Below are 25,977 nucleotides of genomic sequence, written 5' to 3' on the forward strand. Positions count from 1 at the left end.
TATGCCAACACTGCGTTGCCCACAGGTTTCATCACGCGCACTCGACTGGCCCATAGCATGCCATCGTGATACGCCACACCTTCAAGGATCGTGTTGATGTCCAACGAAAGCGCCCCACCAGCCGCAACCTCTTCTGAAGATGCCGTAGCCCCCCCGCCACCTGCTGACAAACCTGTGGAGCTTGATGCCAACCGCAAGGGCCTTCAGGCCTACTTGGCACCAGGGGCATCTGACTGGGCGCCTTTGAATGAAGAAGCCTATATCGTCCTCAAGGGCGCACCACCACCTGACCCTGCACGGATCGTTTCCAACCGCACAGCGCTGTCGGACATGCTCGCTGCGGCACTGCAAGTTCCCAATCTTGGCTTTTTGGCAGGAAGTGGGACTTCGCTTGGTGCACCAGGCGGGCCAAGCATGTGGGATCTATGGAAGCGCTCCATGTGCACACCCGGCTCAGGGGATCCCACTGAAGCGGCAGCGCGCGTGATGGATGTGGTGCGGTACAAAGAAATAATCAATCCAAACATCGAGCACTTCCTTTCTCAGTGCGACGCCTATCTCGCCTTCAACAAAGACGTGACCGTTGAAGGGTTCGTCAGCGAGGTCAAAGCAGTCATCCTGGATGCATGCTCGGCATTCCTGCGGGCCCCGAACGCCGAAATTTCTGCATACAGGCAGTTGCTGCAGAAGCTGGCGAGACGACGAGTACGAGATCCTCGCCTGAAGGTCTTTACCACAAACTATGACATGTGCTTCGAGACAGCAGCCTCTGACCTCGGGATGATGGCCATTGATGGATTTTCCTATACGCGTAGGCGGCGGTTCGATGGAAAGCATTTCAGCTACGACATCGTCAGGCGAGAGGTGGAAGGTCATGAGTTCGCCGAAGGTGTGTTCCAGCTACTGAAGTTGCATGGATCGGTAAGTTGGAGCAGAGAGGGAAAAGACATCTATGAGGACGCAGCGCCTACACCTGCGAACGCGTGCCTCATCTACCCAGCCAAAGGCAAGTACCAGCAGGCATTCCTGCAGCCTCACCTAGAGCTTCTGTCACGCTACCTGGAGTTTCTGCGTCAGCCCAACAGTTGCCTCATCGTGGCGGGCTTTGGCTTCAACGATGATCACCTCTCCGAGCCAATCTTCTCAGCCATCCAATCTAACCCGAGCCTGAAACTCATACTCTGCGATTTCCAGTGCATCACGCACCTGCATAACCGGGGACACCATGGCTCAAGCGACTATTGGGGCAGATTCCATGACCTCGCCAAGCGTGGCCTGGACATCCACTTCGTCAGTGGTTCGTTCAGCGATCTGGTCAGCCACATTCCGCACCTGAGAACAGCTTCACCAGCAGAGCAGTTGGCGAATGCCGTCAGGCGCCTGGGGAGCCAAAACGCATGAGTGCTCTCGACGGGATTCTGGCCAGCAATCTCAAAATTGGCGTGGTTTCGAGTGTGAGTGCCCACCTGGTAAAGACAAACCTGGCGCATGCCGGGAATGTGAGCGGCCAATACTTGGGCCACAACCGTTACGGCAAAGGTGAGGTCGGCGAGCTTGTGCTCGTTGAAGGCCAGCAAGCAGTGCTGCTAGGGCGCATAACCGAGGTGACGCTGCCTGACAGGGATCGCTCGGAGATTTCACAGGACTTTGCCGGTAGCCGCCAAATCGATGCAATCGGCTTCATACGCCTTCTGGGCTCCGTAAACCCGCATTCATTGCGAGTCACAGCAGGAGTTAGCTCATACGCACGTCTTGGCGATCGGGTCTACTCCGCCCCCGGAGAATTTATTTCCCAGATCCCTTTGTTGACCTCAACGGGGGTAGACGGTGCGCCACCTGAGGTAGCGTTGAGTCTTGGTCATGTTGCCGGGGATGGCGGATTTCCTATTGCCATCACTCCCGAAAAAATATTCGGACGGCACTGCGCAATCCTGGGCTCCACAGGCGGAGGCAAGAGCTGGACGACATCCAAGCTGATCGAGGAGTGTCGCCGCTTCTCAGCCAAAGTCGTGCTGATCGATGCCACGGGCGAATACCGATCGCTCGTTGGCGATGACACGGTTCATTGCCACCTTGGCAGCCCTCTCCACCTGGCTGGAGGCTCTGTAGAAGTCGCGATTCCGCCGACGAGCTTCACCGAGTCCGACTTCATAGCCCTCTTCCAGCCATCGGGCAAAACCCAAGGCCCTAAGCTGAGGGAGGCGATCAAAAGCCTCCGACTCGTACATCTCGCACCTGATCTGTTCCCGAAGCACATCGTCTGGAAGGTAGACCAATCGAAAGAGGTCTATCGCGAGGCCATGAACAGAGGCAACAATGCAAGCCTTGTAGGAAATCCAACAACGCCATTTAACCCTCGCAAGCTGGTACCTCAGTTGGTGCAGGAGTGTTGCTACCCGACCGCTTTCAACGACTCAGAGCGTTTTGGGGGGGCAAGTAACGAGATCTCACACTGCTCATCCCTGATGACCCGCATCCTCGGCGTGATGGAATCGCCGTCGCTGGGATGCGTCTTCAGTCCCGCTGCCGGCCTTCCCAGTTTCGTAGATCAACTGGACAACTTCATTAACAGCGACAAGAAACTGTTCAGGGTCTGCTTGAGTTCAATTGGATACGAGTTCAACGCCCGTGAGGTTGTGGCCAACGTTATCGGCAGACTTCTACTGCAGCGAGCCCGGGGTGAGGTCTTCAGGAAAAGGCCGCTAATCACCATCCTAGACGAGGCCCATAACTTTCTGGGCAAAACCGTCGGAAACGAGGATGACCTACAGAATCTGGATGCTTTTGAACTGATCGCGAAGGAGGGTCGAAAATACGGGCTGAACATTTGCCTGGCGACCCAGCGACCGCGCGACATAACCGAAGGCGTGCTCAGTCAGATGGGTACCCTGCTCGTCCACCGGCTCACGAACGACCGTGACCGTGAAGTCGTTGAACGAGCCTGCGGTGAGATTGATCGCTCCGCTGCAGCATTTCTGCCGAACCTCAAGCAAGGCGAGGTAGCGATGGTGGGTGTGGATTTCCCGATCCCGGTTACGATTCAAATCAGTCGACCAACCCAACCTCCCATATCGGATGGGCCAAGCTTCCAGAGTAGCTGGGGATCACCGGGGCACTGAACTGATGCGTATGGGGCATGCCCTGATCAGATCGTGAGCAACCTGGTGATGAACAAGTTGCGCACCGATCCCAGTGCTCCATCCAAAACGACTTTTACTTCTGTCTTGATGAATGCCTTAACCAAAGCATTGGATGAGTCTGAGCAAGCGCGCAGGGCGTTGGACTCACGGCTTGGAAGTTAGAACTGCTTTCCTGCCGGCAGACCCAAGATCCACAAATTGCAAGGTATGGAATCTGCTTCGGGTCGTTTGAATCGCCCCTAAATTCGTAGCCTCTTGATGTTAGCTCCTGGCCGGTAGCGGTTAGGGTGAACGGCAGCTATGGGTCGACTGCTGCCGTTCACGACTGACAGCTTCAGACTAAGCATGCAGAGCTGCAGAGTGGGATGGCCACTATTGACCCAGGCGTATTTTCTCCAGGTATGCTAATGCAGTCAGCAGTTCGGCAACAGACTGTGGCCTATGGAGATCGACGCCAGTTTGACGCGCCACCAGTTCAATTACAGCATCACGAGTCAATCCTGATTTTTGAGCCACCAGCAGGGCACATGAGCGCGCATGTGACGCACGGTGCGAGAGTGGCTCAGTATCATCCAGCAGCTTTTTCTTATGCGAATTGAAAGACATTTTTGCCTGAGTATTACTCGTCAACCTTGCCGGTAACGTTACTGCTTCGTCATGGGGTTGTTCAAGGGCCGCAATGGGTCGTTAGCTGCCGGTCGTGAGTGGCCGCTGTCGACCCATACAGTGCTCGGCAGATGCCGATTCATGGGCATACGTCGTCGGCCAGCTCAAGCATCTCTGCCAATGTCCCTCCATCGACGGCATGAGCGTCACGCCGCCCCTACGCCTGGTGGAGCAGCTCGCGATAGTGCTTCGTCGGCTCCTGGATCAGCGCGTCGGCTCTCTTGGAGCAGGTGGTACCACTCATGGACGGTAACCCCAGAGGTCGCGAGGTCTTGATCACCAATCGATCAACCTGTATGAACAGCTACATCCGATTCAACCCATCTCTACGTCCGTAGGTTGATCACAGAATGAGGATGATTGCTTGAGTATTGCTAAGACGACACGATTGTTCAGTACCCAGAGCGAGGTCAATGCCAATCAGCTCCTAGCTGCTGGCTGGACGTTGCTTCTAGTCGCTGATAGACAAGAGGGCGAGCACCGGTGGGTCCACTATCTATTTGGCTGGCAACACGAGAATCAGCCTCAGGAGCTCACCTTTAACGGCATAGAAGATGGGCCCGCGCCATTCTGATAAACGAGAATTATTCCTGGCGCGGCGGTTCACTCTAAAAATTTAACTCTGGAGCTAGCAGAAATGTAACCGACTCTCGTAAGGCTCCCGCTGGAGCGGCGTTTGAAGCAGTCGGCACTGGCGCATATCCTGCCGTAGAGTTCCGCACAAATACGGCAACTAAGTATAATGATACTGTACATAATAGTGCCCCCTAGGCTAGAAAAATTCTCTTGCCTCCTTTGGCACTCGCTGCTATTTTCCAGCTCACCGATCCTCACTTAATTTTAATAGAGACCGAACTTGGAGCAGGCATCTGTATCGCTTATTTGAGGCTGATGATTTTAGCGTGCAGATAGAATATATGGCGGTGGATAATTTTGGCGTCACTCACCCAGTGCCCCACGATAATCGGCCTCGCTATTTGATGTGCGGCGCCGGCAGGCGCCACCACTCGCGCAACTTGACTAGGACACAAAGTTTACGGCTTAAGCTGTAGCGCCCACAGATGTTGTTCTTTAGCGTCGTCGATCATTGTGCCTGACGGCTGCGAGGTCAAATAATGACTATTGTACAATCCATCGCCAAGATTGTTGTCGACGACTCCGGGCTTCAGAGTGAAATGACAATACTTATAACCGAGAATGGGCCGGTTACGGTATTAATTGACTACCTGCTAGCCAATCAGCACCTCAGTCCAGTTTGGCAGCGATTGGTGACGCAGGCGACAAAACTGCTACTGGAATATATGGAGGCTAATCATCACTACTTCTCCGAACCGCATGAACTATTTCAAGCTTTTGCTACCCATCTCTATACAGGCACCATAGACGACAATGGGCTAGACGACTCTGGCCTAGGGTGGATTCCAACTAGCCGGGAAACATCCAATCGTTTCATCTCTGCACTTGAGGGCTTAACCGACTACGTCGCTATCAGATACAACACGCCAAATATGAACCCTCTGACCACGGCGAGCACCTACGATCAACGGCTGAACTACGCAGCGTGGTACCGCCGTAACATAAATAACTTTTTAGGTCACATTGAAAGCAAAGCCCTTCCTGATATTGTCATGAAGGCTCGCAATGTGCGAGGACGGACCACGCTCAGAAAAATCGATAATGATGCGGTCGCGTTCCCTGAGAGGTTGTTCCAGAGAATGTATATGGAAGGTTTCGGCTCGGCTTCTGATCCTAGATGCGCAGTACGGGATCAACTGATACTGATCATGATGCACGGTGCAGGTCTACGCGAAAGCGACACTCTACATTTATGGATAATGGATGTTGGAGACCACCCCCTAATCGAAGGTGGGGCCATGGTCCGCATCTACCACCCAGAAGATGGGGCAGCGCCAAACAAATGGAGAGGGCGCCGAGGCACAACCACTCGTGGAGCATATCTAAGAGAGAATTATGCGCTAACAGCCCGAAACCTTCTCCAAGGCACTAGACGTGTTGGATGGAAGACCAGGTTGGTCGACCACTGTGATAATTACATTCAGTTGCACTGGTTTCCCACACGTTTTAGTGTCCTTTTCATGGCGCTATGGCAAGTTCATATCCGTTATTTGGCCCGCGTAGAACGCGACCACCCATATGCTTTCGTCTCTTACGAAAAGTCCGCCATCGGCGCCCCTTACACTCTTCAAGCGTTTAACGGCAACTACAAGCGGGCGCTAGCGCGAATCGGCGAAATAGCTTCCAAGTCTGAAGGTCGATCTACCCATGGGCACCGACACGCTTATGGACGGCGCTTGAGCAGGGCCGAAATTTCTCCTGAGATTATCCGAAAGGCGATGCATCATACCTCTTTAGAATCGCAGAAAGTATATACCACACCAAGCATTTCTGAAATCTCTTCTGGACTCAAGTCCGCCGAGGAGAGGCTTAACGCGTGCGCCGATGAAGAAAAACGTGCTCCCTTAGTCAACGTTTTGGATGAAACTTTATCAGCGCTATTAGCGGGTATCGAATCGCCACGCGAAAGGTATAGAGGGAGAAAGTATGACAAATAAAAAACGGCGAGGCTCCAGAGACGGTCGTTCGTCAGACCTTAATTTTAGCTGGGTTGTTCAGGAACGAGGTGAAACGTGGGAAAGCTGGCGTCAACTCTTGTCCAGATGGATAGTCACACAGGCTGGCTCCGTAAGTGTGAAAATAAATGCAATGAATTGGTTCCTGGCTCAATACCTACCAATAGTGCAAGGCGGGGCCAGTCCTGACCTGTTCTTTCAGACCGCCGATAACAGCCTTCTACCGGAGTTGGGGCCACTCCTGGAGGCATCCATGACACCTACCGTCGCGGTGAAGAATCAGAACTGGATCGTTGAGTTTCTCGATTGGGTCATCACGGATAGCTATACCGAGCCTAATGATCATGGTGTCCCTATTGCCTTAGTAAAGAACCCACTGGCCAAACGCAAGCATAAGGCGCTGATCACGGAGACCGTTCACAATCCCTTGCCGTATTCTTACATCAGGGAACTGCGCGAAATATTGTGTCCTCTACCTAGGTCGACATTTCGAGACTGGGAATGGGCTCAATGCCAGTCTGGCCAATTACGCTCCGATTTCGGAGACTGGTTTCCTGTCGATGAGTCGATCGTCGATAGGGCCGATGTCGATTGTGCCTGGCGCTATAAAAATAAAAGATACGAAATTTGGTCTCCCGTTAGAGCCGTTGCATTGCTCATAAAGCTTCACCTGCCGCTCCGAACTTATCAGGTACGCTTTTTGGATTCTGGAGAAGCAGACACTTGGAGGTACGAGCGAGGCAATTGGGTTCTTAATCAACACCATAGTTTCTCAATGGGTCTTGAAAAAAATCCATGGAACCGAGGAGTCTTTTGCCGTATCCACAGCCAGGATATAGGCGAGGTAATGACGGGCCTCTATATCAATACAAACAAAACGGCGGACCAAAACAAAGAGGCTCGTGAGCGTGGCTACACGATTCCCTGGCAGAACGAAGACGTTCTATACTGGTTAGAACGGCTGAGGAATTGGCAAGAAAAATATAATCCTATTGAGGGTCCTACGCCTTGCTCTAATTTACAGGAAAAGCACACAGGAGCTGTAAAAACTGCCGAGCAAAAGAAGGACATGGGCGCAGTTTGCTTCCTCTTTCGGGATCCCACGGCAACGCCAGGAGAGCGCGATAAGCCGATTACAAGTTACTCACTAGCCTCTCCTTGGTATCGATTGCTTTCTGAGTTGGAGGGTCGTATTGCCGCACGAGGCCAGACCTTGGCAAATGGTTCAAGATTGGTTCTAGTGCAGCCTATCGACACACGAGCAAATACACTTCCGACCAAGACTTATTTTCCTCTACACAGCCTGCGCGTTTCGCTTTTGACGTGCTACGCCATGGAAGGCCTTGTTCCAATCCAAGTACTTTCAAAACTAATTGCTGGTCATTCCAGGATCATCATGACCCTGTACTACACCAAACCGAGCCCAGCAATGATCTCAAAGGTCATGAACAATGCAAGTGAGCGCATAAATGATGTACAGGATGAAGGACTGAAAGTCTTTCTTCAAGATGCAGATATGCGTCTAATCCAGTCTAAAACGGCCTTCCACGATATTGGCGCTATTGAAATCGCGTTAGTGAACAGAAACGCCCTTGGCTGGGAGCAGCGGCACATAGGTTTATGCCTTGTTGGCGGAAATAGCGCTCGATCAAACGAAATGAATAGCATCGGTGGATGTTGGAACGGCGGAGAATTTATCGGTCCGAGCGGCAAAGGCGGTATTTATGGTCCCGTTCCACACGGTCTAGAAAATTGTGTCCGCTGTCGGTGGTTCATCACGGATGCACGCTATTTACCTGCGCTCGTGGCTCACCTAAACATGTTGAGTTATCGGGCATCTCTAGTTTCATCGCTTGCTGTCGAGATTGAACAGGAGCGCGATGCCTTGCTCGATGAGAGGTACTTCGCTGAGCAGGAGAAACGACCTTTCCTCATGCAAAGGGAGCTGCAACAAGCCGATAGGCGCTTTGAGAAACAGATCAAAGAAGCTGATGAGTATGCGAAAGATCTGGTTTCATGCTTCCAGGTCATCAGCAGGATTGTCACTATTGAGGAGGGCCGGGACACAGACGATTCGGCCACCAAGCTAGTAGCTGTTGGTTCCATGGAGGACATCCACCAGCCGATTTCCTTCATCGAAACCAGCAGCGAGCTGTGGCAGTTATCCCTGCTTTGTGACAACGCTGAGATCTATGCTGATATGACTGATGAGTTGAGGACCACGCCTGCCATCGAAAAGCGCTCACGTGCCCTGAATCGACTGCTTATGCAAGGCGGCTATGCACCTGTCTTGATGGGAATGGATGACCGCCTCCAGCTCATAGCAGGAAATGCGATGATGAGGTCTATGGCATTGGCCGTGTCCCCAAGAGACCAATTGGAAGGTTTTCGAGAGGTCTCTGACCTACTTGAAACCGGAGAGGCTTTGAGGCTGCTCCCTGCTGCCATGGAGCAATTAGAGCGTATTACAAAGCAGTCGGTTACGAAGCTCGGGGACCTTATAACAACTACGTCCAAGCAATTACGGGAGGCCATCCGTGATAGATCCGCAACTGATATTTGAAGAGCTCTCAGCTCAGGCTACTAAACAGCAAGCAAAATCACTGGCGGTTCTTCATGCTGTGCTGAAGTCACACGAAAAAACGGGGAGCCGCAATTTCTCGATTGCCACGATCGCCAGGCTCTCTGTTGAAGCGGGAGGGCCATCAGTCTCAACGATTCGGAACACAGGCGGCTTCCGATTCAGGCAGTTAATCGAGGCTTGGGCTGCAAGTGTGGGCACGGATAGGAAATTTCCTGGGCAGTCGAAGCAAGAGGGCACACCAAGCGACAATGAACTAGTTCGACTTATCAATGACCCAGCGCTGCGAGCTGTGTTCACGCAAGTTCTGGCAGAGCGTCGGCGATATCTGGCTGAGCTCAACTTGCTCAAATCCCAACAGACGATTGTTATCGACCGCCGCCCTAATACGGTACAGATATCTTCAGACAGAGCATCAGTTCAATTGCTGCCTTCACTCAAAGGTGTCCTGAGTGAGATGGAAATTTCAGCTCTCAGTGCAGCGATTTCAGACGATTTTTTTGATACGCAAGGCTGGAAGGTTACGAGCGCGGGGCAGGTCAAAGGGGAGTCAGGGGAAATTTACAAGCACGGATACGTGCCTGCGATCAGGAAAATACTGAAAGAAACGGAAACACTTGACTGATTTCAGCGAGTAGGCATAGTACAGATGGTTAGTACACATACTAACCATCCTTCTCGGCTGGAGCGCCCGTGATTGCTAGGTCTTGGTGCCTTAGTGCACTTTGCAGATCCTATCTCTGGCTATTTAGTTGAGTTATATTGAAATGTGGAAAGCAGCTGGTCACGCCTACCTGTACCCTGCCCCCTTCTGGTCAATTTGCTGCCTCATCAGGCAAACAATTTCAGCGCATCATCATTCCACTCATGGCCCTGCTCCGACCAGCCGTTACCCACAGGTGGTGGAAATGCCGTATGGCAATAGCCCTGCTTGCCCGTGAAATCAAACACGGCATGAGGGCGATCGTTGATCAGCAATACCGCCTTGCTATGGTCCATGGACCAGCCGACCTTCACTGTCGAAGGCTTTTGCCGATCAGTTACCTCGTCCACGTTGTAGATGTGCAACGCATCCTGGATCGGGTTCTCGGTAGCCGTGGTGTCAAGTGCATAGAAGTAGCCGGTCTCCTCGTCGTCCTCGAACACCACAACAAAGGCCCCCTCCTGTGCGGGCGCCTCGATTACAGTGGCTTGGCCTACGATGAGTTCCTGCTCTGCTGCGAGGTAGATGGGCATGCGAACGGTCCTTGTCACCGATTAAAAAGAAGGCGCGAATGATGCCTAGCCTTGCGTAGTGCTCGCAAGGCCCGGCACTCACATAAGTTTGCGTATGACCTGCAGCGCGCCAAGATGCACCGGGTAGAACCAGTACGCCCAATGGCGTACCGGCCAGATGCCGGTGGTGAGAGTCATGCGTAACAGCCACAGGCCGAACAGCGGTGCAAGGAACGCGGTGCCGAGTACCGCCAGTGAGTAGGCGTCCACTTCCATCGCCCTCGCCCACAAACTGCTGCGGGTATTGACCGCCACGCTGAGCAAGGCCGGCACCAGCCATACCGGCCCCGGCCGCTTGATGGCCAACAACAGGGCCGCCGGCAGCAGGCAGCCGAGAAATCCGTACATCAGCCGCTCGTCCAGCCAGGCGGCCGCGACAGCGGCGCCCACGGCCAAGGCGGCACTGAGCGTGTTGCGATGCTGAAAGCCCCAGGCAATCAGCAGCCCTAGGGTCAGGGTGAACATCACATTGAGGGCGCCCAGCGCACTGATGGGGCGGTAAACCCCTTCGGATATCACGCTGAACACCAGCATCCAGCCCAGGTAGCGCGTGTTGCTTTGGCTGAGCAACTGGCCAGGGCGCGAACGCGCGACGTTGGCGGCGATCGCCAGGCAGAACAGCGGGAACGCCAGCCGTCCGGGTATGAACAGGGCGTGGGCGTCGGGCCACAACAGGCGCAGATGATCCAACAGCATGGTCAGCATGGCCAGCCACTTGATCAGGTCCAGCGGGATATCGCGCCGTGTCGCTACAGTCATGGCTCCTCGTTTGGGTCAATGGAAGGCCAGGCCATCATCACACTTGCCGGGCTACCCGCGCCAGCAACACCTCAAGCGGGTGCTGCAACCCCTGCCCCTGCTGGCGCTTGACCTGGCTGCGGCACGAATAACCATCGGCCAGCAGCCGGCCACCCTGCCCATGCCGGGCCACGATCGGTTGCCAGGACTGCTGGTAGATGATCGCGGAGGTGGCCACGTTGCGGGTCTCGTGACCATAGGTACCGGACATCCCGCAGCAACCGCTCGCAAGCACTTGAAGCTTGAGCCCCATGCGTTCGAACACCTTCTGCCACAGCGCGATCGCCGCCGGCTCGTTGGTCTTTTCGGTGCAGTGCGGCAGGAACTGGTAGACCTCTTCGTCGACCACCGCTGCCGATTCGGGCAGCACCGACGCCAGCCACTCCTGTGGCAAGGCCACGGTCGGGGCACCGTCGTTGCCCAGGGTCTTGCGGTATTCCTGGCGATATACCAGGGTCATCGCCGGGTCCAGGCCCACCAGGGGTACGCCCGAGGCCTGCAACAGCAGCAGCGACTTGGCGTTGAACTGCGCAGCCTTGGCGAACGCCCCCAGAAAGCCCTGCACCTGCAACGGCTTGCCATTGGGTGCAAACGGTGCCAGGTACACCTGATAGCCGAGGCGGCTGATCAGCTCCAGCCACTGGGCTGCCAGAGGCGTTTCGAAGAAACGGGTGAACGCGTCCTGCACCAGGATCACGCTGCGCTTGCGCTGTTCGTCGGACAACGCGGCCAGGGCGCCCACACTTGCCTGCTTGACGTTCCAGCGCTTGCACTCGGCTTCGAAGTCATGGGTGCTCAGCAGCGGGCTGTCGACCATGCCGGCCATGTGCTGCAGCGCGTAGCGCACCGGTGTGGCGGCCATGATCGCGTTGTACAGTCGCGGCAAGCGCGCCAGGTGCGGGATGCTGAACTCCAGCGAGCCGATCAGGTAGTCCTTCATCGGGCGCAGGTAACGACTGTGGTACAGCTCCAGAAAGCGCGAGCGAAACTCCGGTACGTTGACCTTGATAGGGCATTGCCCCGCGCACGACTTGCACGCCAGGCAACCGGACATCGCCTCGTACACCTCATGGGAGAAGTCCTTGCGCCCAACCAGGCGCGCCAGGGAGTTCCAGGTGCGCTGCGCTACACCGGTTACCCTGCCCGCTCCCGCCAGGTTCAGCACGTCCACCCCCGCCTCTCCCTGGCGGCGCAGCCATTCGCGAATCAGCGAGGCACGGCCCTTGGGCGAGTGGATGCGGTTGCGCGTGGCCTTCCACGACGGGCACATGGCGTCGTTGGGGTCGAAGTTGTAGCACGCGCCGTTGCCGTTGCAGTGCACGGCGCTTTCATAGTGTTGCCACACGCGCTCGTCGATGGTGCGGTCCAGGTCGCCGCGCAGGGTTACCGCGTCCACCTCGGTCAGGCGCGCCGCCGGCACGCTCGACGGGGTGGCGATCTTGCCAGGGTTGAGCTGGTTGAACGGGTCGAACGCGGCCTTGAGGTCCTGCAGCGCCGGGTACAGCTCACCGAAGAAGTCCGGCACGTACTGCGAGCGCAGGCCCTTGCCGTGCTCGCCCCACAGCAGGCCCCCGTACTTGTGCGTAAGCGCCGCGACCGCGTCGGAAATCGGCCGGATCAGCTGGGCCTGGGCCGGGTCCTTCATGTCCAGGATCGGCCGCACGTGCAGCACGCCGGCATCCACATGGCCGAACATGCCGTACTGCAGGCCGTGGCTGTCGAGCAAGGCGCGAAACTCGAAGATGTAGTCGGCAAGGTTCTCCGGCGGCACAGCGGTGTCTTCCACAAAGGGCTGCGGGCGTGCCTCGCCCTGCACGTTGCCCAGCAGACCGACCGAGCGCTTGCGCATGGTGTACACCTGGTTCACCGCCTGGGCACCCACCGCCAGGGTATGGCCCAGGCGCACCACCGAGGTGTCGCGCTGCAGGTGCTGGATGAAGGCGTCGACGGTCTGTTCAAGGGCATCCAGGTCGTCGCCGCTGAACTCGATCAGGTTGATGCCCAGGGTCTGGGTGTCGGGGTGCGGCGGGAAATACTGGGCCACGCCGTGCCACACGATGTCCTTCATCGCCAGCATCAATACCTTGGAGTCCACCGTCTCGATCGACAGCGGGCTGTGCGCCATCAGCGCCTTGGCGTCGCGCAGTGCATCCATGAACGCGGCGTACTGCACGTTGACCAGGATCGAGTGTTTGGGGATGGGCAGCACATTGAGCCTGGCCTCGACGATGAAGCCCAGCGAGCCTTCCGAACCGCACAGCACGCTGTTGAGGTTGAAGCTGTCCGGGGTTTCGCGCAGGTGCGCCAGGTCGTAGCCGGTCAGGCAGCGGTTGAGCTTGGGGAAGATCGCCTCGATCAGCGCCGCCTTGCCGTCGGCAATAGCCTGGGCGCAGCGATAGACTTCGCCGACCTTGTCGGTACGGGCGGTACAGGCCTGCAACTGCGGGTTGTCGATCGGTGCGGTGTCCAGGCGAGCGCCACCCAGCAGCACGGTGCTCAGTTCGAGCACGTGGTCGCGGGTCTTGCCATAGGTGCAACTGCCCTGCCCGCTGGCATCGGTGTTGATCATGCCGCCCACGGTGGCACGGTTGGAGGTGGACAGTTCCGGCGCGAAGAACAGGCCGTGGGGCTTGAGTGCGGCGTTCAGCTGGTCCTTGACCACCCCGCTCTGCACCCGCACCCAGCGCTGCTCGACGTTGATCTCGAGGATGTTGTTCATGTGCCGCGACAGGTCGACGATGATCCCGTCGGTCAACGACTGGCCATTGGTACCGGTACCGCCGCCACGCGGCGTGAGCACCACCGAGCGATGCTGCGGCTGGGCGACCAGGCGTGCCAGCAACTCGACATCCTGCGCGTCACGGGGGAACACGGCCGCCTGGGGCAGGCGCTGGTAGATGGAGTTGTCGGTGGCCAGCACGGTACGCAGGCCCATGTCGCGCGCGACCTCGCCCCTGAAGCCCTCGCTCTGCAGTGCATCGAGAAAACGCTGGTAATGGCTGGCGGGGACACGGTCGGGGGCAAGCAGAGCAATCATGACAAGGGATCCTGAGGCGATATATGACGCAGCGTCACATTCAAAACACGTATGCTTGGCAGCCAGGCAAGGTCTGCCGCATGCTTTATGGGGCTATGTTCCCGTGTGCGGCGCGGGCCTACAACTGAATTTCGTGTGACTTTTGCATGAGCTTTATGAATGAATCCAAGACGACTCACCCCTTCCATGTCGGTGCTTATCGCGTTTGAGGCCTCGGCGCGCCATGGCAGCTTCACCAAGGCGGCCGAAGAACTGGCGCTGACCCAGAGTGCGGTCAGTCGCCAGGTGCAGGCGCTGGAGGCGCAACTGGAGGTGGCGTTGTTCAGCCGCGTGGGCCGGCATATCGAGCTCACCGCCGCCGGCGCCCTGTATCACCACGAGCTGGCCGCGGCCCTGGCCCGCATTCGCAACGCGACGCTGCAGACCATCGCCCACAAGGCCGGCGACGGGCCGCTGCACCTGGCGGTGCTGCCCACGTTCGGCTCCAAGTGGCTGCTGCCGCGCATGAATGACTTCTACCGCCGCCACCCCGGCGTGCTGGTGCACATGCATTCGCGCATTGCCCCGGCCGAGCAGGACAAGGATCAGATGCACGCCTTCATCAGTGTCGGCACCGGGCATTGGCCCGGTCATGTGGCGCATCGGCTGCTGTCCGAGACGCTGGTGGTGGTGGCCAGCCCTGGCGCCCTGCCCGGCTACGCCAGCCTGACGCCGGCGGACATCTCGCAGCAGGCTCTGCTAAGCGTGGTGTCACGCCCCCATGCCTGGGCCGACTGGTTCGAACAGAACGGCCTGCAGCACCGGGCCATGCGCATGGGGCCGGGCTTCGAGCTGACTGCCCACCTGATCCAGGCGGCGGTGGCCGGTATCGGCATCGGGCTGGTGCCACGCATCCTGGTGCAGGACGAGATCGCCAGCGGTGAGCTGGTGGCCTTGTTCGAGCCGGTGGACAGCGGGCGTGGCTACTACCTCACCTACGCCACGCGCTATCAGCAGTTGCCAGCGCTGCAGGCGTTCACCCAGTGGCTGCTGTCGGTCGAGTTTCCCGACAGCTGAGCGGCGTTACCGGCGCCATGTAGGAGCCGGCCTTGCCGGCGAAGGCACTGACGCCGTTGCCACAAGGTGCGCGCTGCCCTCTTCGCTGGCAGGCCAGCGCCTACCGGTTGCCGGGCACAAAGCCCACTGTGTTCGCTAGCGAACAGACGCCTGCGCCATGCGTCGCCACACTGGGGGCCAGACCCCGCGACGCGAGCACCTACAGGCCTTTATGGATAATTACTGGAGCCGTGCACGCGCCAGCCTGCGCAACGCAGGCCTTTGGCGCACCACACCCCGCAAGTTCGAATACGAAGCCATCCTGCGCTCCGAACTGTTCAGCGCCGAGCAGATGGCCGCCCACGGCACCTTTCTGGCCCAGCATCACGCCCTCAGCCCCCGCAGCGGCAAGGACACCCTGCTGGCACGGCTGGCCGACAACGAACGGACCCTGGCCAGCAGCTGCGCGGTGCTGATCGCCGAACAGCCCACCGCGCGACGGGTCACGCCGGCGGCCGAATGGCTGCTGGACAACTACTACCTGGTCGAAGAACACATCCGCATCGCCAAGACCCACCTGCCCAAAGGCTACAGCCGGGAGCTGCCACGCCTGGCCAACGGCGTGTCCAGCGGGCTGCCGCGGGTGTATGACATCGCCCTGGAAACCATCGCCCATGGCGATGGGCGCGTCGACGTGGACAGCCTGAGCCACTTCGTCGAGGCCTACCAGAGCGTCACCTCCCTGGCGCTGGGCGAGCTGTGGGCCATTCCGATCATGCTGCGCCTGGCGCTGATCGAAAACCTGCGCCGGGTCGCCTCGCGGGTCATGGCCAGCTGGGCCGACCGCAACCTGGCCAACGACTGGGCCGACCGCCTGCGCGAGACCGCCGGGCGCGACGCCAAGAGCGTGGTGCTGGTACTGGCCGACATGGCGCGCTCGCAGCCGCCGATGACCGCCGCCTTCGTCGCCGAGCTCGCACGCCGCCTGCAAGGCCAGAGCGCCGCGCTGATCCAGCCGCTGACCTGGGTGGAGCAGATGCTCGCCGAATCCGGCCTGAGCATCGAGCGTCAGGTGCAGCTCGATGCCCAGCAGCAGGCAGCCGACCAGGTCTCGGTCAGCAACAGCATTGCCAGCCTGCGGCTGCTCGCCACCAGCGACTGGCGCGAATTCGTCGAGCACATGAGCCACGTCGAACGGGTGCTGCGCAGCGATCCTGCCGGCATCTACCCAGCCATGGACTTCGCCAGCCGCGATCATTACCGGCATGTCATCGAACGCCTGTCCCGGCACAGCGCACAGTCGCAGGCGGCAATCGCCCGCGCCGCCGTCGAACTGGCCGCCGGTGCACCCAGCCCGCTGCCACACGCCAGCGCCACCACCCATGTGGGGTTCTACCTGGTCGGCGCCGGGCGAGCGCAGCTCGAGCGCCGCGTGCACGCCGGCGTGGCGCTGGGCGAGCGTTGGCGGCGCCTGCTGCATCGCGCGCCACTCACGTTCTTCCTCGGCCCGGTGGCGCTGCTCACGCTGGGCCTGAGCGCACCGCTGCTGTACACCACGCTGCGCGATGGCTGGCCACTGGCAGTGCTGCTTGCGCTGGCCCTGCCCACGCTGGTGATGACCAGCCGCCTGGCCATCGACCTGGTCAACTGGCTGGTGACCCTGAGCGTGACGCCCCGCCTGCTGCCGCGCCTGGATTTCAGCGAGGGCCTGGCCGCTGAGGCGCGTACTTTGGTGGTGGTGCCCACGCTGATGGCCAATGCCGCCGATATCGAGGAGTTGGCAGAGGGGCTGGAAGTGCGCTTTCTGGCCAATCGTGACGAGTACCTGCACTTTGTCCTGCTGACCGATTTTCTCGATGCGCCCAGCGAAACCCTGCCTGAAGACGCCGCGCTGATGGCCCTGGCCGCCAGCCTGATCGAGGGCCTGAACCACAAGTACCCGAACGATGCGCGCTTCGTGCTGCTGCACCGTCCGCGGCGCTGGAACCCCGCCGAGCAGGTATGGATGGGCGTGGAACGCAAGCGTGGCAAGCTGGCCGATCTCAATGCACTGCTGCGCGGGCACGGTGAGGGGCGCTTCATGTTGCAGGTGGGGGATGTCCAGGTGCTGGAGGCGGTACGTTACGTCATCACCCTGGACACCGACACCCAGCTGCCGCGCAATGCGGCCCGCCAGTTCGTCGGGGCCATGCAGCACCCGCTCAACCGCGCCCAGGCCGGCAGCGGCTACGCCATCCTGCAACCGCGGGTCGGCATCAGCCTGCCCAGCGCGGCGCGCTCGCTGTATGCGCGACTGTTCGGCAGCGACGCCGGCGTCGACCCGTACACCCGCGCAGTGTCGGACGTGTACCAGGACCTGTTCGAACAAGGCTCGTTCATCGGCAAGGGTATCTACGACGTGGATGCGTTCGAGCAGGCGCTGCAAGGCTGCCTGCCGGACAACCGCATCCTCAGCCACGACCTGATCGAGGGCTGCTACGCCCGCAGCGGGTTGCTCAGCGATGTTCAGGTGTTCGAAGAGTACCCGGCCCGCTACAGCGCCGACGTCAAGCGCCGCCACCGCTGGATTCGCGGGGACTGGCAACTGCTGCCGTGGGTGTTGCCCTGGGCGCCCACCGCTGGCGGCACCTATGCGCGCAACCGGCTGGACGCCCTGGCCCGCTGGAAGCTGTTCGACAACCTGCGCCGCAGCCTGGAGCCCGGTGCATTGCTGTGCCTGTTGCTGTGGGGCTGGCTGGCCTCGGGCCGGCCCGGGCTGTGGACCCTTGCCGCGCTGTTGCTGGTATTGACCCACGCGGTGCTCGGCACCCTGCTGGAGATGCTGCGCAAGCCTGTCGACGTACCCCTTGCGCAGCACCTGTGGGCGGCGCTGCGCGGCTGCGCCCTGCACTTTGCGCGCGCCGGCCTGCACCTGGCCTGGCTGCCGTACGAGGCCTACTACAGCCTTGACGCCATCGTGCGTACGCTGTGGCGCATGCTGGTCAGCAAGCAGCGCCTGTTGCAATGGAGCCCGTCACGGGAAGTCGAACGCACCAGTGTCAATCGCCTGGGGGCCTTGTACCGCAGCATGTGCAGCGCCCCGATACTGGCCCTGGTCGTGGGCCTGTGCCTGCTGCCAAGCCCCATGACCCTGGCTGCGCCCTTGCTGCTGGCGTGGCTGGCCAGCCCGGCACTGGCCTGGTGGATCAGCCGCCCCTCCCCGCGCGCGCACTTCGACCCCACAGCCGAAGACCTGCGCTTTCTGCGCAACCTTGCACGCCAGACCTGGGCGTTTTTCGAGCAATACGTCGGCCCCGACGACCACTGGCTGCCCCCCGACAACGTGCAGGAAATGCCGGTTGCCCGCATTGCCCACCGCACCTCGCCCACTAACATGGGCATGGCCTTGCTGGCCCACCTGGCCGCCCACGATTTCGGTTACCTGGGCGGCGGGCGGCTGCTCGAGCGCCTGCAGTCCATGCTCGACAGCATGGACGGGCTGGAGCGTCACCAGCGCCACTTCTACAACTGGTACGACACCCTCACCCTGAAACCCCTGCCACCGCTGTACGTCTCCACGGTGGACAGCGGCAATCTCGCCGGTCTGCTGCTGACCTTGAAGCCCGGCCTGCTGGGCCTGGCCGACACACCGCTGGATGACCCGCGCCAGGCCCAGGGGTTGCTCGATACCTTGGAAGTCTTCGGCCAGGCCTTGACCAGTGCCGGCCTGCCCGCCACCGAGGTACAGGCGTTATGCCGGCGTCTGCAGGCACCTCAGCCACACGATCTGGCGCAGCTGCTGCAGGACGCACTCGACCTGCCGGCGCCCGCCGACGATCCGGACGCGCGCTTCTGGTTCGACAGCCTGCAACGTCAGTGCACCGAGCAGCGCGACGAACTGCTGCGTTTTGCCCTGCCTGCCACCAACGAACCGGGCACGCGGCCGCCGACCGGTTGCTGGCGCGACCTGGCGCGGCTGGACGCCGAGCAGTGGTGCGCTGCCGATCGCCCGCAGGTGCTGCAGGTACAGGCCCTGGCCCGCCAGCGCATGCAGCAGGCGGCGCAGCTTGCCCAGCGCCTCGAGGCCATGGCCGACATGGACTTCGGCTTTCTCTACGATGCCCGCCGCGAGTTGTTCGTGATCGGCTACAACGTCGATGAGCGACGCCTGGACAGCGCCTTCTACGACCTGCTGGCGTCCGAAGTTCGCCTGACCAGTTTCGTGGTCGTCGCCCAGGGCCAGGTGCCGCAGGAAAGCTGGTTTGCCCTGGGGCGCCTGCTGACCAGCAATGCCGGGGTGCCGGTGCTGCTGTCGTGGTCCGGCTCGATGTTCGAGTACCTGATGCCGATGCTGGTGATGCCCAGCTACGAAGGCACCCTGCTCGACCAGACCTGCCAGGCGGCCGTCACCCGCCAGATCGAGCATGCCAGCCAGCTGGGCACGCCCTGGGGCGTTTCGGAGTCCGGCTACAACACCGTCGATGCGCACTTGAACTACCAGTACCGCGCCTTCGGCGTGCCGGGGCTGGGCCTCAAGCGTGGCCTGGGCGAGGACAACGTGGTCGCGCCCTACGCCAGTGCCCTGGCACTGATGGTCGCGCCCGCGGCCGCCTGCCACAACCTGCGGCGCCTGGCCAGGCAGGGGGTGGCCGGGCGGTTCGGGCTGTACGAGGCGGTCGACTACACCCCGGCACGCCTGCCCCCTGGCTCCGATGCCGCCGTGGTGCGCTCGTTCATGGCACACCACCAGGGCATGAGCCTGCTGGCCCTGACCTCGCTGCTGCTGGGTCAGCCCATGCAGCGGCGCTTTGCCGCCGAGCCGGCCTTCCAGGCCTGTGCCCTGCTGCTGCAGGAGCGCGTGCCCAAACGCGCCACGCAATACCTGCATGCAGCCCAGGCGCCTACCGTCGACGATGCCAGCCAGGGCAATGAAACCAAGCTGCGCGTGTTCACCGACCCGGACCGTCGTCGGCCGGCCGTGCAACTGCTGTCCAACGGGCGCTACCACGTCATGGTCAGCAATGCCGGTGGCGGCTACAGCCGCTGCAACGACATGGCGGTAACGCGCTGGCGCGAAGACATCGCCAGCGACAGCCTTGGCACCTTCTGTTACCTGCGCGACGTGGCCAGCGGGCATTTCTGGTCCACGACCTACCAGCCCACCCAGCATCGCGCGCACAGCCAGGAAACCGTATTCACCGATGCCCGCGCCGAGTTTCGCGTGCGCGAGTTCAACTTCGACTGCCACACCGAGATCGTGGTGTCCCCCGAGGACGATATCGAGCTGCGTCGCCTGCACCTGACCAACCGCGCCCGTACCCGGCGCACCCTGGAGCTGACCAGCTACGCCGAAGTGGTGCTGGCCTCGGCCATCAGCGACGCGCTGCACCCGGCGTTCAGCAAGCTGTTCGTGCAAACCGAGCTGGTGCGACCGCTGCAGGCGATCCTGTGCAGCCGGCGTCCGCGTGCCAGTGACGAAGCCGTGCCGTGGATGTGCCACCTGCTGGCAGCCCACGGGGCGGACATCGAGCAGATCTCCTACGAAACCGACCGTGCCCGCTTCATCGGCCGCGGCCGCACCCTGCAGGCGCCGGCCGCGCTGACGGATACCTGCGAGCAGCTGTCCGGCACTGCCGGCGCGGTGCTCGACCCGGTCGTGGCCATCCGCTGCCGTATCAGCCTGGAGCCTGGCCAGAGCGCCACCATCGACCTGGTCACCGGGGTGGCCGACAGCCGCGAGGCCTGCCTGCACCTGATCGACAAATACCGCGACCGGCACCTGGCCGACCGGGTGTTCGACCTGGCCTGGACCCACAGCCAGGTGCTGTTGCGCCAGCTCAACACCTCGATGGCCGATGCCAGGCTGTTCGAGCAGATGGCGGCCTCGGTGCTGTATGCCAACTCTGCATTGCGCGCCGAAAGCGCCGTGCTGGCCAGCAATCGGCGCAGCCAGTCGGGGCTGTGGGGCCAGGCGATCTCCGGGGACCTGCCCATCGTGCTGGTGCAGATCGCCGACCCGGCCAACATCGAGCTGGTGCAGCAGATGGTCCAGGCCCATGCCTACTGGCGCCAGAAAGGCCTGGTGGTGGACCTGGTGATCTGGAACGAAGACCAGGCCGGCTACCGCCAGCAACTGCAGGACCTGATCATGGGCCTGGTGACCTCCGGGGTCGAAGCGGCCCTGCTGGACCGCCCGGGCGGCATCTTCGTGCGTCCTGCGCAGCAGCTGTCCAGCGAAGACCGCACGCTGATGCGCTCGGTGGCACGCCTGATACTCAACGACAGCCATGGCAGCCTGGCCGAGCAGGTCCACCGGCGGCGCATCGAGCCGGCCCTGGCGCCGTTCACCCCCAGCCTGCTGCAAGGGCCGCAGAGTGCCGGCTACACGCTGCAGCCGCTGGCCATGGCGCCCACGCTGGGCAACGCCTACGGCGGCTTCAGCGCCGACGGCAGTGAATACATCATCAATCATCGCCCAGGCCAGCCGACCCCGGCGCCCTGGGTCAACGTGCTGGCCAACCCCGGGTTCGGCAGCATCGTCTCGGAAACCGGCGGTGCCTACAGCTGGTACGAAAACGCCCACGAGTACCGTTTGAGCCCCTGGCACAATGACCCGGTCAGCGACCCTGGCGGCGAAGTGCTGTACCGCGAAGTGCTGTACCTGCGCGACGAAGATTCCGGGCAGGTCTGGTCGCCGACCCCGGCGCCCTGCCCGGGCAGCGGCGCCTACCGAACCCGCCACGGCTTTGGCTACAGCGTGTTCGAGCATGTGCAGGACGCCATACACAGTGAGCTGTGGGTGTTCGTGGCGCTGGATGCGCCGGTCAAATTCTCGCGCCTGGTGCTGCGCAACACCGGCGATCGTGCGCGACGCCTGTCAGCGACCTGCTACGTGGAATGGGTGCTGGGGGACTTGCGCAGCAAGTCGGCCATGCACGTCGTCACCGAAGCCGACCCGTTCAGTGGCGCACTGTTTGCGCGCAACGCCTACTCCATCGAATTCTCGGGTCGCGTGGGGTTTCTGGACTGCGACTGGCCCCAGGCCGGCCTCAGTGGCGACCGGGTCGAGTTTCTGGGGCGCAACGGTACCCTGGCCGACCCGGCAGCCCTGCGCCGGGCGCGCCTTTCGGGGCGCCTCGGCGGCGGCATGGACCCCTGTGGTGCGTTGCAGGTAAGCGTCGAGCTGGCGCCTGGTGAAAGCCGCGAAGTGGTGTTCCGCCTGGGCGCCGAGCAGGACGCCAAGGCCGCCACCCGGCGGGTGCAGCAGTACCGCGGCGTACGCGCCGCCAACGTCGAACTGGCGCGGGTCACGCAGCACTGGCGCACCACCCTGGGCAGCCTGCGCATCCACACCCCGGAGCCTGCGCTGGACGTGCTGGTCAACGGCTGGCTGATGTACCAGGTGATTGCCTGTCGCTTCCATGCCCGCAGCGGCTATTACCAGTCCGGCGGTGCATTTGGCTTCAGGGACCAGTTGCAGGACAGCATGGCCATGGTGCACGCCGACCCTGCCAGCAGCCGCGCCCACCTGCTGCTGTGTGCCCGCCACCAGTACGTGCAGGGCGACGTGCAGCACTGGTGGCACCCGCCGATGGATCGCGGCGTGCGAACCCGTTGCAGCGACGACATGCTCTGGCTGGCCCTGGCCACCAGCCGCTATGTGCAGATCACTGGCGACACTGCGGTGCTGAACGAGCCCGTCGGCTATCTGGACGGTCGCGCACTCAACAACGGCGAGGAGTCCTACTACGACCTGCCCGGTCATTCGCCCCTGCAAGAGCCCCTCTACCAGCATTGCCAGCGCGCGCTGGAGCACGGCCTTTCCATCGGGGCCCACGGCTTGCCGTTGATGGGCAGCGGCGACTGGAACGACGGCATGAACAAGGTGGGCGAGCACGGCATAGGCGAAAGCGTATGGCTGGGCTTTTTCGCCCACGAGGTGCTGCGTCGGTTCGCCGAAACGGCGCAGTTGCATGGCGATGCCCGCTTTGCCCAGCGCTGCGGCGAGCAGGCGCGGCGGCTGCGCAGCAACCTGCAGGCCCATGCCTGGGACGGCGCCTGGTACCGGCGTGCGTATTTCGATAATGGCCAGCCCCTGGGGTCGGCCAGCAACCAGGAGTGCCGCATCGATTCCATCGCCCAGAGCTGGTCGGTACTGTCGGGCGCCGCGCCCCTGGATCACTGCCGCAGTGCCATGGCGTCGCTGGACCGCCACCTGGTGCGGCGTGATATCGGCATCGTGCTGCTGCTGGACCCGCCGTTCGACAAGGGCACGCTCGACCCCGGCTACATCAAGGGCTATGTACCGGGGGTTCGTGAAAACGGTGGCCAGTACACCCACGCCGCCGTGTGGGCGAGCATGGCGTTCGCCCGCCTGGGCGACGGCGCCCGCGCCTGGGAACTGATGCGCATGATCAGCCCCCAGAGCCAGGGCCATGCCACCCGCATCGACACCTACAAGGTGGAGCCCTACGTGATGGCGGCGGATGTCTACGGTGTGGCGCCCCATGCCGGGCGCGGCGGCTGGAGCTGGTACACCGGTGCGGCCGGATGGATGTACCGGCTGATCGTCGAATCGCTGCTGGGGGTGGAGCGCCAGGGCAACACCCTGCTGCTGCAACCGCTGCTGCCGCCCGAATGGTCGGGCTTCAGCCTGCAGTACCGGTATGGCGCCAGCGTTTATCACATCGATGTGCACCACGGCACACAGGCCGTACAGGTGCTGAGCCTGGATGGCGGGGTGATCGACGGCACAAGCCTGTCGCTGGTCGATGATGGCGCCGAGCATCAGGTCACCTTGCTGTGCGCTGCATCGGCAACCGCGACGTTACCCTTGCTAAAGGGAGTACCCTAGGGCCTTACCCTATGGATGCCGGCCCCATGTCCCATGATCCAGCCAGCGGGCAGAACCATCTGCTCGCCGCCCTGCCCGACCCGGTACGCGAGCGGCTGCTGCCGCACCTTGAGCAGGTTGCCTTGCCGCTGGGCAAGGTGATCTACGAGCCGGGCGACAGGCTGACGCATGTGTACTTTCCCACCGATGCCATCGTTTCGCTGCTGTATGTCATGGAAAACGGCGCCTCGGCGGAGATCTGCGTGGTGGGCAATGAGGGGCTGGTGGGCATTGCGGTGTTCATGGGCGGCGAAAGCACCTCCAACCGTGCCGTGGTGCAAAGTGCCGGGCTTGCCTGGCGCTTGCCGGGCCAGCGGCTCAAGGACGAGTTCGACCGCCATGGCGAGCTGTTGCTGCTGATGTTGCGCTACACCCAGTCGCTGATCACCCAGATGGCACAGACCGCCGTGTGCAATCGCCACCACTCGATCGATCAGCAGTTGTGCCGCTGGCTGCTGCTGTCGCTGGACCGCCTGACCGGTAACGAGCTGAACATGACCCAGGAGCTGATCGCCAACATGCTGGGCGTGCGCCGCGAAGGCGTCACCGATGCGGCCGGCAAGCTGCAGCGCCTGGGGGTGATCGAGTACAGCCGCGGGCACATCAAGGTGCTCGATCGGCCGCAGCTGGAACGACTGAGTTGTGAATGCTATGCGGTGGTGCGCAGTGAAACCCAACGCCTGTTGCCCTACTTGCCGTTACGTACCTAGTTTTCCATACCCAATACCCTACGGTACGTAACTCGTTACCGGTGCCAGGTTCTTGTAGAACCTCAATGCCTGATCATTTATTCCAAAGCAAAAGCCGAGAATCACATGGTTTCTCTATCGATCAAGGTTGATCTGCGGATGCCATTGCTGGCCCAGTTGACGCCATCGGGGAAAGTTACGCGTGCTGAACCCTCTGCCCAGGCTGGCACACTCATTCACTTGCAACAAAAGCCTTGACCGGCTCGCACCATGGCGTTACGTTCTCGCCCGCATTTTTGCAAGCCTGCACAGGAGTCCTGCATTGGACAGTTGCCCTAGTCGATTGCGACAGGTACAGCCGGCGAGCTAGTCCAGCAGACCCTTCTGCCACTGCTCGCCGAACACGGTGGTCAGTGGCGATCCGCATCCCTGGCGGGATGACGCATCTTCATTTCCCCTCCCCGCTTGACGCCCCTCATCGTGACGAGGTGTGTCGGCTGCTCGTACCCGTTGCCATCCCCGAAATCTTTACGCGCACAAGTGCGCTGACGCCGGCTGTCTGCCGGTGCCTTGAGGTGGTTCATGGATTGGAAAGTATTCTTGCTGCGCGTGGCTGTCGCGCTGGTACTGGGGGCGCTGATCGGCGCTGAACGTCAACTGCGTCAGCGCCTCACCGGGCTGCGCACCAATGCGCTGGTGAGCACCGGCGCCTGCCTGTTCGTGCTGGTGACCCAGGCCGTACCGGGCATGCTCCCGGCCGACGCTTCGCGGGTGGCGGCCTATGTGGTGTCGGGCATCGGTTTTCTGGGCGGCGGCGTAATCATGCGCGACGGCATGAACGTGCGCGGCCTGAACACCGCTGCCACGCTGTGGTGTACCGCCGCCGTCGGTGTGCTGTGCAGCCTGGGGCTACTGCTTGAGGCGAGCCTGGGCAGCCTGATGGTTCTATGCGCCAACATCCTGCTGCGTGACATCGCCCAGCGGCTGAACCAGCAGGATGTGTTACCGGCCAGCGAGGCCGAGCAGCGTTACGAGGTGCGCATCGTATGCCGCGCCGAAGACGAGATCCAGGTACGCAGCCTGATGCTGCACAGCTTTGGTAGCAGCGGCCTGCGCCTGCAATCACTGCACAGTGAAGACCTGCCCAACCCGGCCAAGCTGGAGGTGCGGGCCGAGTTGATGGGCGACCCGCAGGCGCCCTCGCAGCTCGAGCACCTGGCCAGCCGGGTGAGCCTTGAGAAAGGCGTCAGTTCGGTACGCTGGCAGGTATTCGAGCTGGCGTCGGACTGACCC

The 25,977-nt window shown here is 61.1% G+C and carries 13 protein-coding genes; 9 read left to right on the forward strand and 4 right to left on the reverse strand.

The window, feature by feature from the left end; all coding sequences use genetic code 11:
- Window positions 1–96: 96 nt before the first annotated feature.
- The 5 genes from KH389_RS13000 (at window position 97) to gmtX (ending at window position 9,603) form a co-directional block, all read left to right on the forward strand.
- Window positions 97–1,401 carry an SIR2 family protein gene (locus KH389_RS13000; protein WP_244988710.1) on the forward strand — a complete coding sequence of 435 codons (1,305 nt, stop codon included), beginning with the start codon at window positions 97–99 and terminating at the stop codon, window positions 1,399–1,401.
- A complete protein-coding gene (locus KH389_RS13005; RefSeq protein WP_213607460.1) occupies window positions 1,398–3,119 on the forward strand; it encodes an ATP-binding protein in 1,722 nt (573 codons plus the stop codon). The genes KH389_RS13000 and KH389_RS13005 overlap by 4 nt, the downstream gene beginning before the upstream one ends.
- Before the next feature lie 1,802 nt (window positions 3,120–4,921).
- Window positions 4,922–6,379: a gamma-mobile-trio recombinase GmtY gene (gene gmtY, locus KH389_RS13010; RefSeq protein WP_213607461.1), complete on the forward strand. Its 1,458-nt coding sequence runs from the start codon at window positions 4,922–4,924 to the stop codon at window positions 6,377–6,379.
- Window positions 6,369–8,960, forward strand: coding sequence for a gamma-mobile-trio integrase GmtZ (gene gmtZ / locus KH389_RS13015; RefSeq protein ID WP_213607462.1), 2,592 nt, complete (start codon window positions 6,369–6,371; stop codon window positions 8,958–8,960). The genes gmtY and gmtZ overlap by 11 nt, the downstream gene beginning before the upstream one ends.
- The gene (gene gmtX, locus KH389_RS13020) at window positions 8,935–9,603 is read left to right on the forward strand and encodes a gamma-mobile-trio protein GmtX (RefSeq protein ID WP_213607463.1); all 669 of its coding nucleotides are present in this window, start codon (window positions 8,935–8,937) and stop codon (window positions 9,601–9,603) included. Before gmtZ ends, gmtX begins: the two co-directional genes overlap by 26 nt.
- Before the next feature lie 206 nt (window positions 9,604–9,809).
- Here the strand turns inward: gmtX and KH389_RS13025 are convergent, their stop codons facing one another.
- From KH389_RS13025 to ydiJ, 3 genes are all read right to left on the reverse strand, one after another.
- Window positions 9,810–10,214, reverse strand: a complete 405-nt coding sequence (locus KH389_RS13025; protein WP_078480972.1) for a DUF2251 domain-containing protein — start codon at window positions 10,212–10,214, stop codon at window positions 9,810–9,812.
- A 78-nt stretch (window positions 10,215–10,292) separates the two neighbouring features.
- On the reverse strand, window positions 10,293–11,012 hold the full coding sequence (locus tag KH389_RS13030; RefSeq protein WP_213607464.1) for a TraX family protein: 720 nt from the start codon (window positions 11,010–11,012) through the stop codon (window positions 10,293–10,295).
- Between the two features lie 37 nt (window positions 11,013–11,049).
- Window positions 11,050–14,088, reverse strand: coding sequence for a D-2-hydroxyglutarate dehydrogenase YdiJ (gene ydiJ, locus KH389_RS13035; RefSeq protein WP_213607465.1), 3,039 nt, complete (start codon window positions 14,086–14,088; stop codon window positions 11,050–11,052).
- Between the two features lie 159 nt (window positions 14,089–14,247).
- Here ydiJ and KH389_RS13040 point away from each other — a divergent pair, with 159 nt between their 5' ends.
- From KH389_RS13040 to KH389_RS13050, 3 genes are all read left to right on the forward strand, one after another.
- Window positions 14,248–15,144, forward strand: a complete 897-nt coding sequence (locus KH389_RS13040; RefSeq protein ID WP_078480977.1) for a LysR substrate-binding domain-containing protein — start codon at window positions 14,248–14,250, stop codon at window positions 15,142–15,144.
- Window positions 15,145–15,355: 211 nt separating this feature from the next.
- Window positions 15,356–23,956 carry a glycoside hydrolase family 94 protein gene (locus tag KH389_RS13045; protein WP_213607466.1) on the forward strand — a complete coding sequence of 2,867 codons (8,601 nt, stop codon included), beginning with the start codon at window positions 15,356–15,358 and terminating at the stop codon, window positions 23,954–23,956.
- 26 nt (window positions 23,957–23,982) lie between these two features.
- Window positions 23,983–24,705, forward strand: coding sequence for a Crp/Fnr family transcriptional regulator (locus tag KH389_RS13050; protein ID WP_043862791.1), 723 nt, complete (start codon window positions 23,983–23,985; stop codon window positions 24,703–24,705).
- An 18-nt stretch (window positions 24,706–24,723) separates the two neighbouring features.
- On the opposite strand, the gene KH389_RS27775 is transcribed toward KH389_RS13050, so the two are convergent.
- Window positions 24,724–24,810 (reverse strand): hypothetical protein, encoded by an 87-nt coding sequence (locus tag KH389_RS27775; RefSeq protein WP_081315094.1) that lies wholly within the window; start codon window positions 24,808–24,810, stop codon window positions 24,724–24,726.
- A 456-nt stretch (window positions 24,811–25,266) separates the two neighbouring features.
- On the opposite strand from KH389_RS27775, the gene KH389_RS13060 reads away from it, so the two are divergent.
- Window positions 25,267–25,974: an MgtC/SapB family protein gene (locus tag KH389_RS13060; RefSeq protein ID WP_043862787.1), complete on the forward strand. Its 708-nt coding sequence runs from the start codon at window positions 25,267–25,269 to the stop codon at window positions 25,972–25,974.
- The last annotated feature ends 3 nt before the right edge of the window (window positions 25,975–25,977 follow it).

The organism is Pseudomonas qingdaonensis, assembly GCF_018398475.1.
Taxonomy (GTDB): Bacteria; Pseudomonadota; Gammaproteobacteria; order Pseudomonadales; family Pseudomonadaceae; genus Aquipseudomonas; species Aquipseudomonas palmensis.

Excerpts from the sequence above, each read along its gene's own strand:
- KH389_RS13000 (WP_244988710.1), top strand. The coding sequence starts at position 97 with ATGTCCAACGAAAGCGCCCCACCAGCCGCAACCTCTTCTGAAGATGCC.
- KH389_RS13005 (WP_213607460.1), top strand. The coding sequence starts at position 1,398 with ATGAGTGCTCTCGACGGGATTCTGGCCAGCAATCTCAAAATTGGCGTG.
- gmtY (WP_213607461.1), top strand. The coding sequence starts at position 4,922 with ATGACTATTGTACAATCCATCGCCAAGATTGTTGTCGACGACTCCGGG.
- gmtZ (WP_213607462.1), top strand. The coding sequence starts at position 6,369 with ATGACAAATAAAAAACGGCGAGGCTCCAGAGACGGTCGTTCGTCAGAC.
- KH389_RS13025 (WP_078480972.1), bottom strand. The coding sequence starts at position 10,214 with ATGCCCATCTACCTCGCAGCAGAGCAGGAACTCATCGTAGGCCAAGCC.
- KH389_RS13030 (WP_213607464.1), bottom strand. The coding sequence starts at position 11,012 with ATGACTGTAGCGACACGGCGCGATATCCCGCTGGACCTGATCAAGTGG.
- ydiJ (WP_213607465.1), bottom strand. The coding sequence starts at position 14,088 with ATGATTGCTCTGCTTGCCCCCGACCGTGTCCCCGCCAGCCATTACCAG.
- KH389_RS13040 (WP_078480977.1), top strand. The coding sequence starts at position 14,248 with ATGAATCCAAGACGACTCACCCCTTCCATGTCGGTGCTTATCGCGTTT.
- KH389_RS13045 (WP_213607466.1), top strand. The coding sequence starts at position 15,356 with ATGGATAATTACTGGAGCCGTGCACGCGCCAGCCTGCGCAACGCAGGC.
- KH389_RS13050 (WP_043862791.1), top strand. The coding sequence starts at position 23,983 with ATGTCCCATGATCCAGCCAGCGGGCAGAACCATCTGCTCGCCGCCCTG.
- KH389_RS13060 (WP_043862787.1), top strand. The coding sequence starts at position 25,267 with ATGGATTGGAAAGTATTCTTGCTGCGCGTGGCTGTCGCGCTGGTACTG.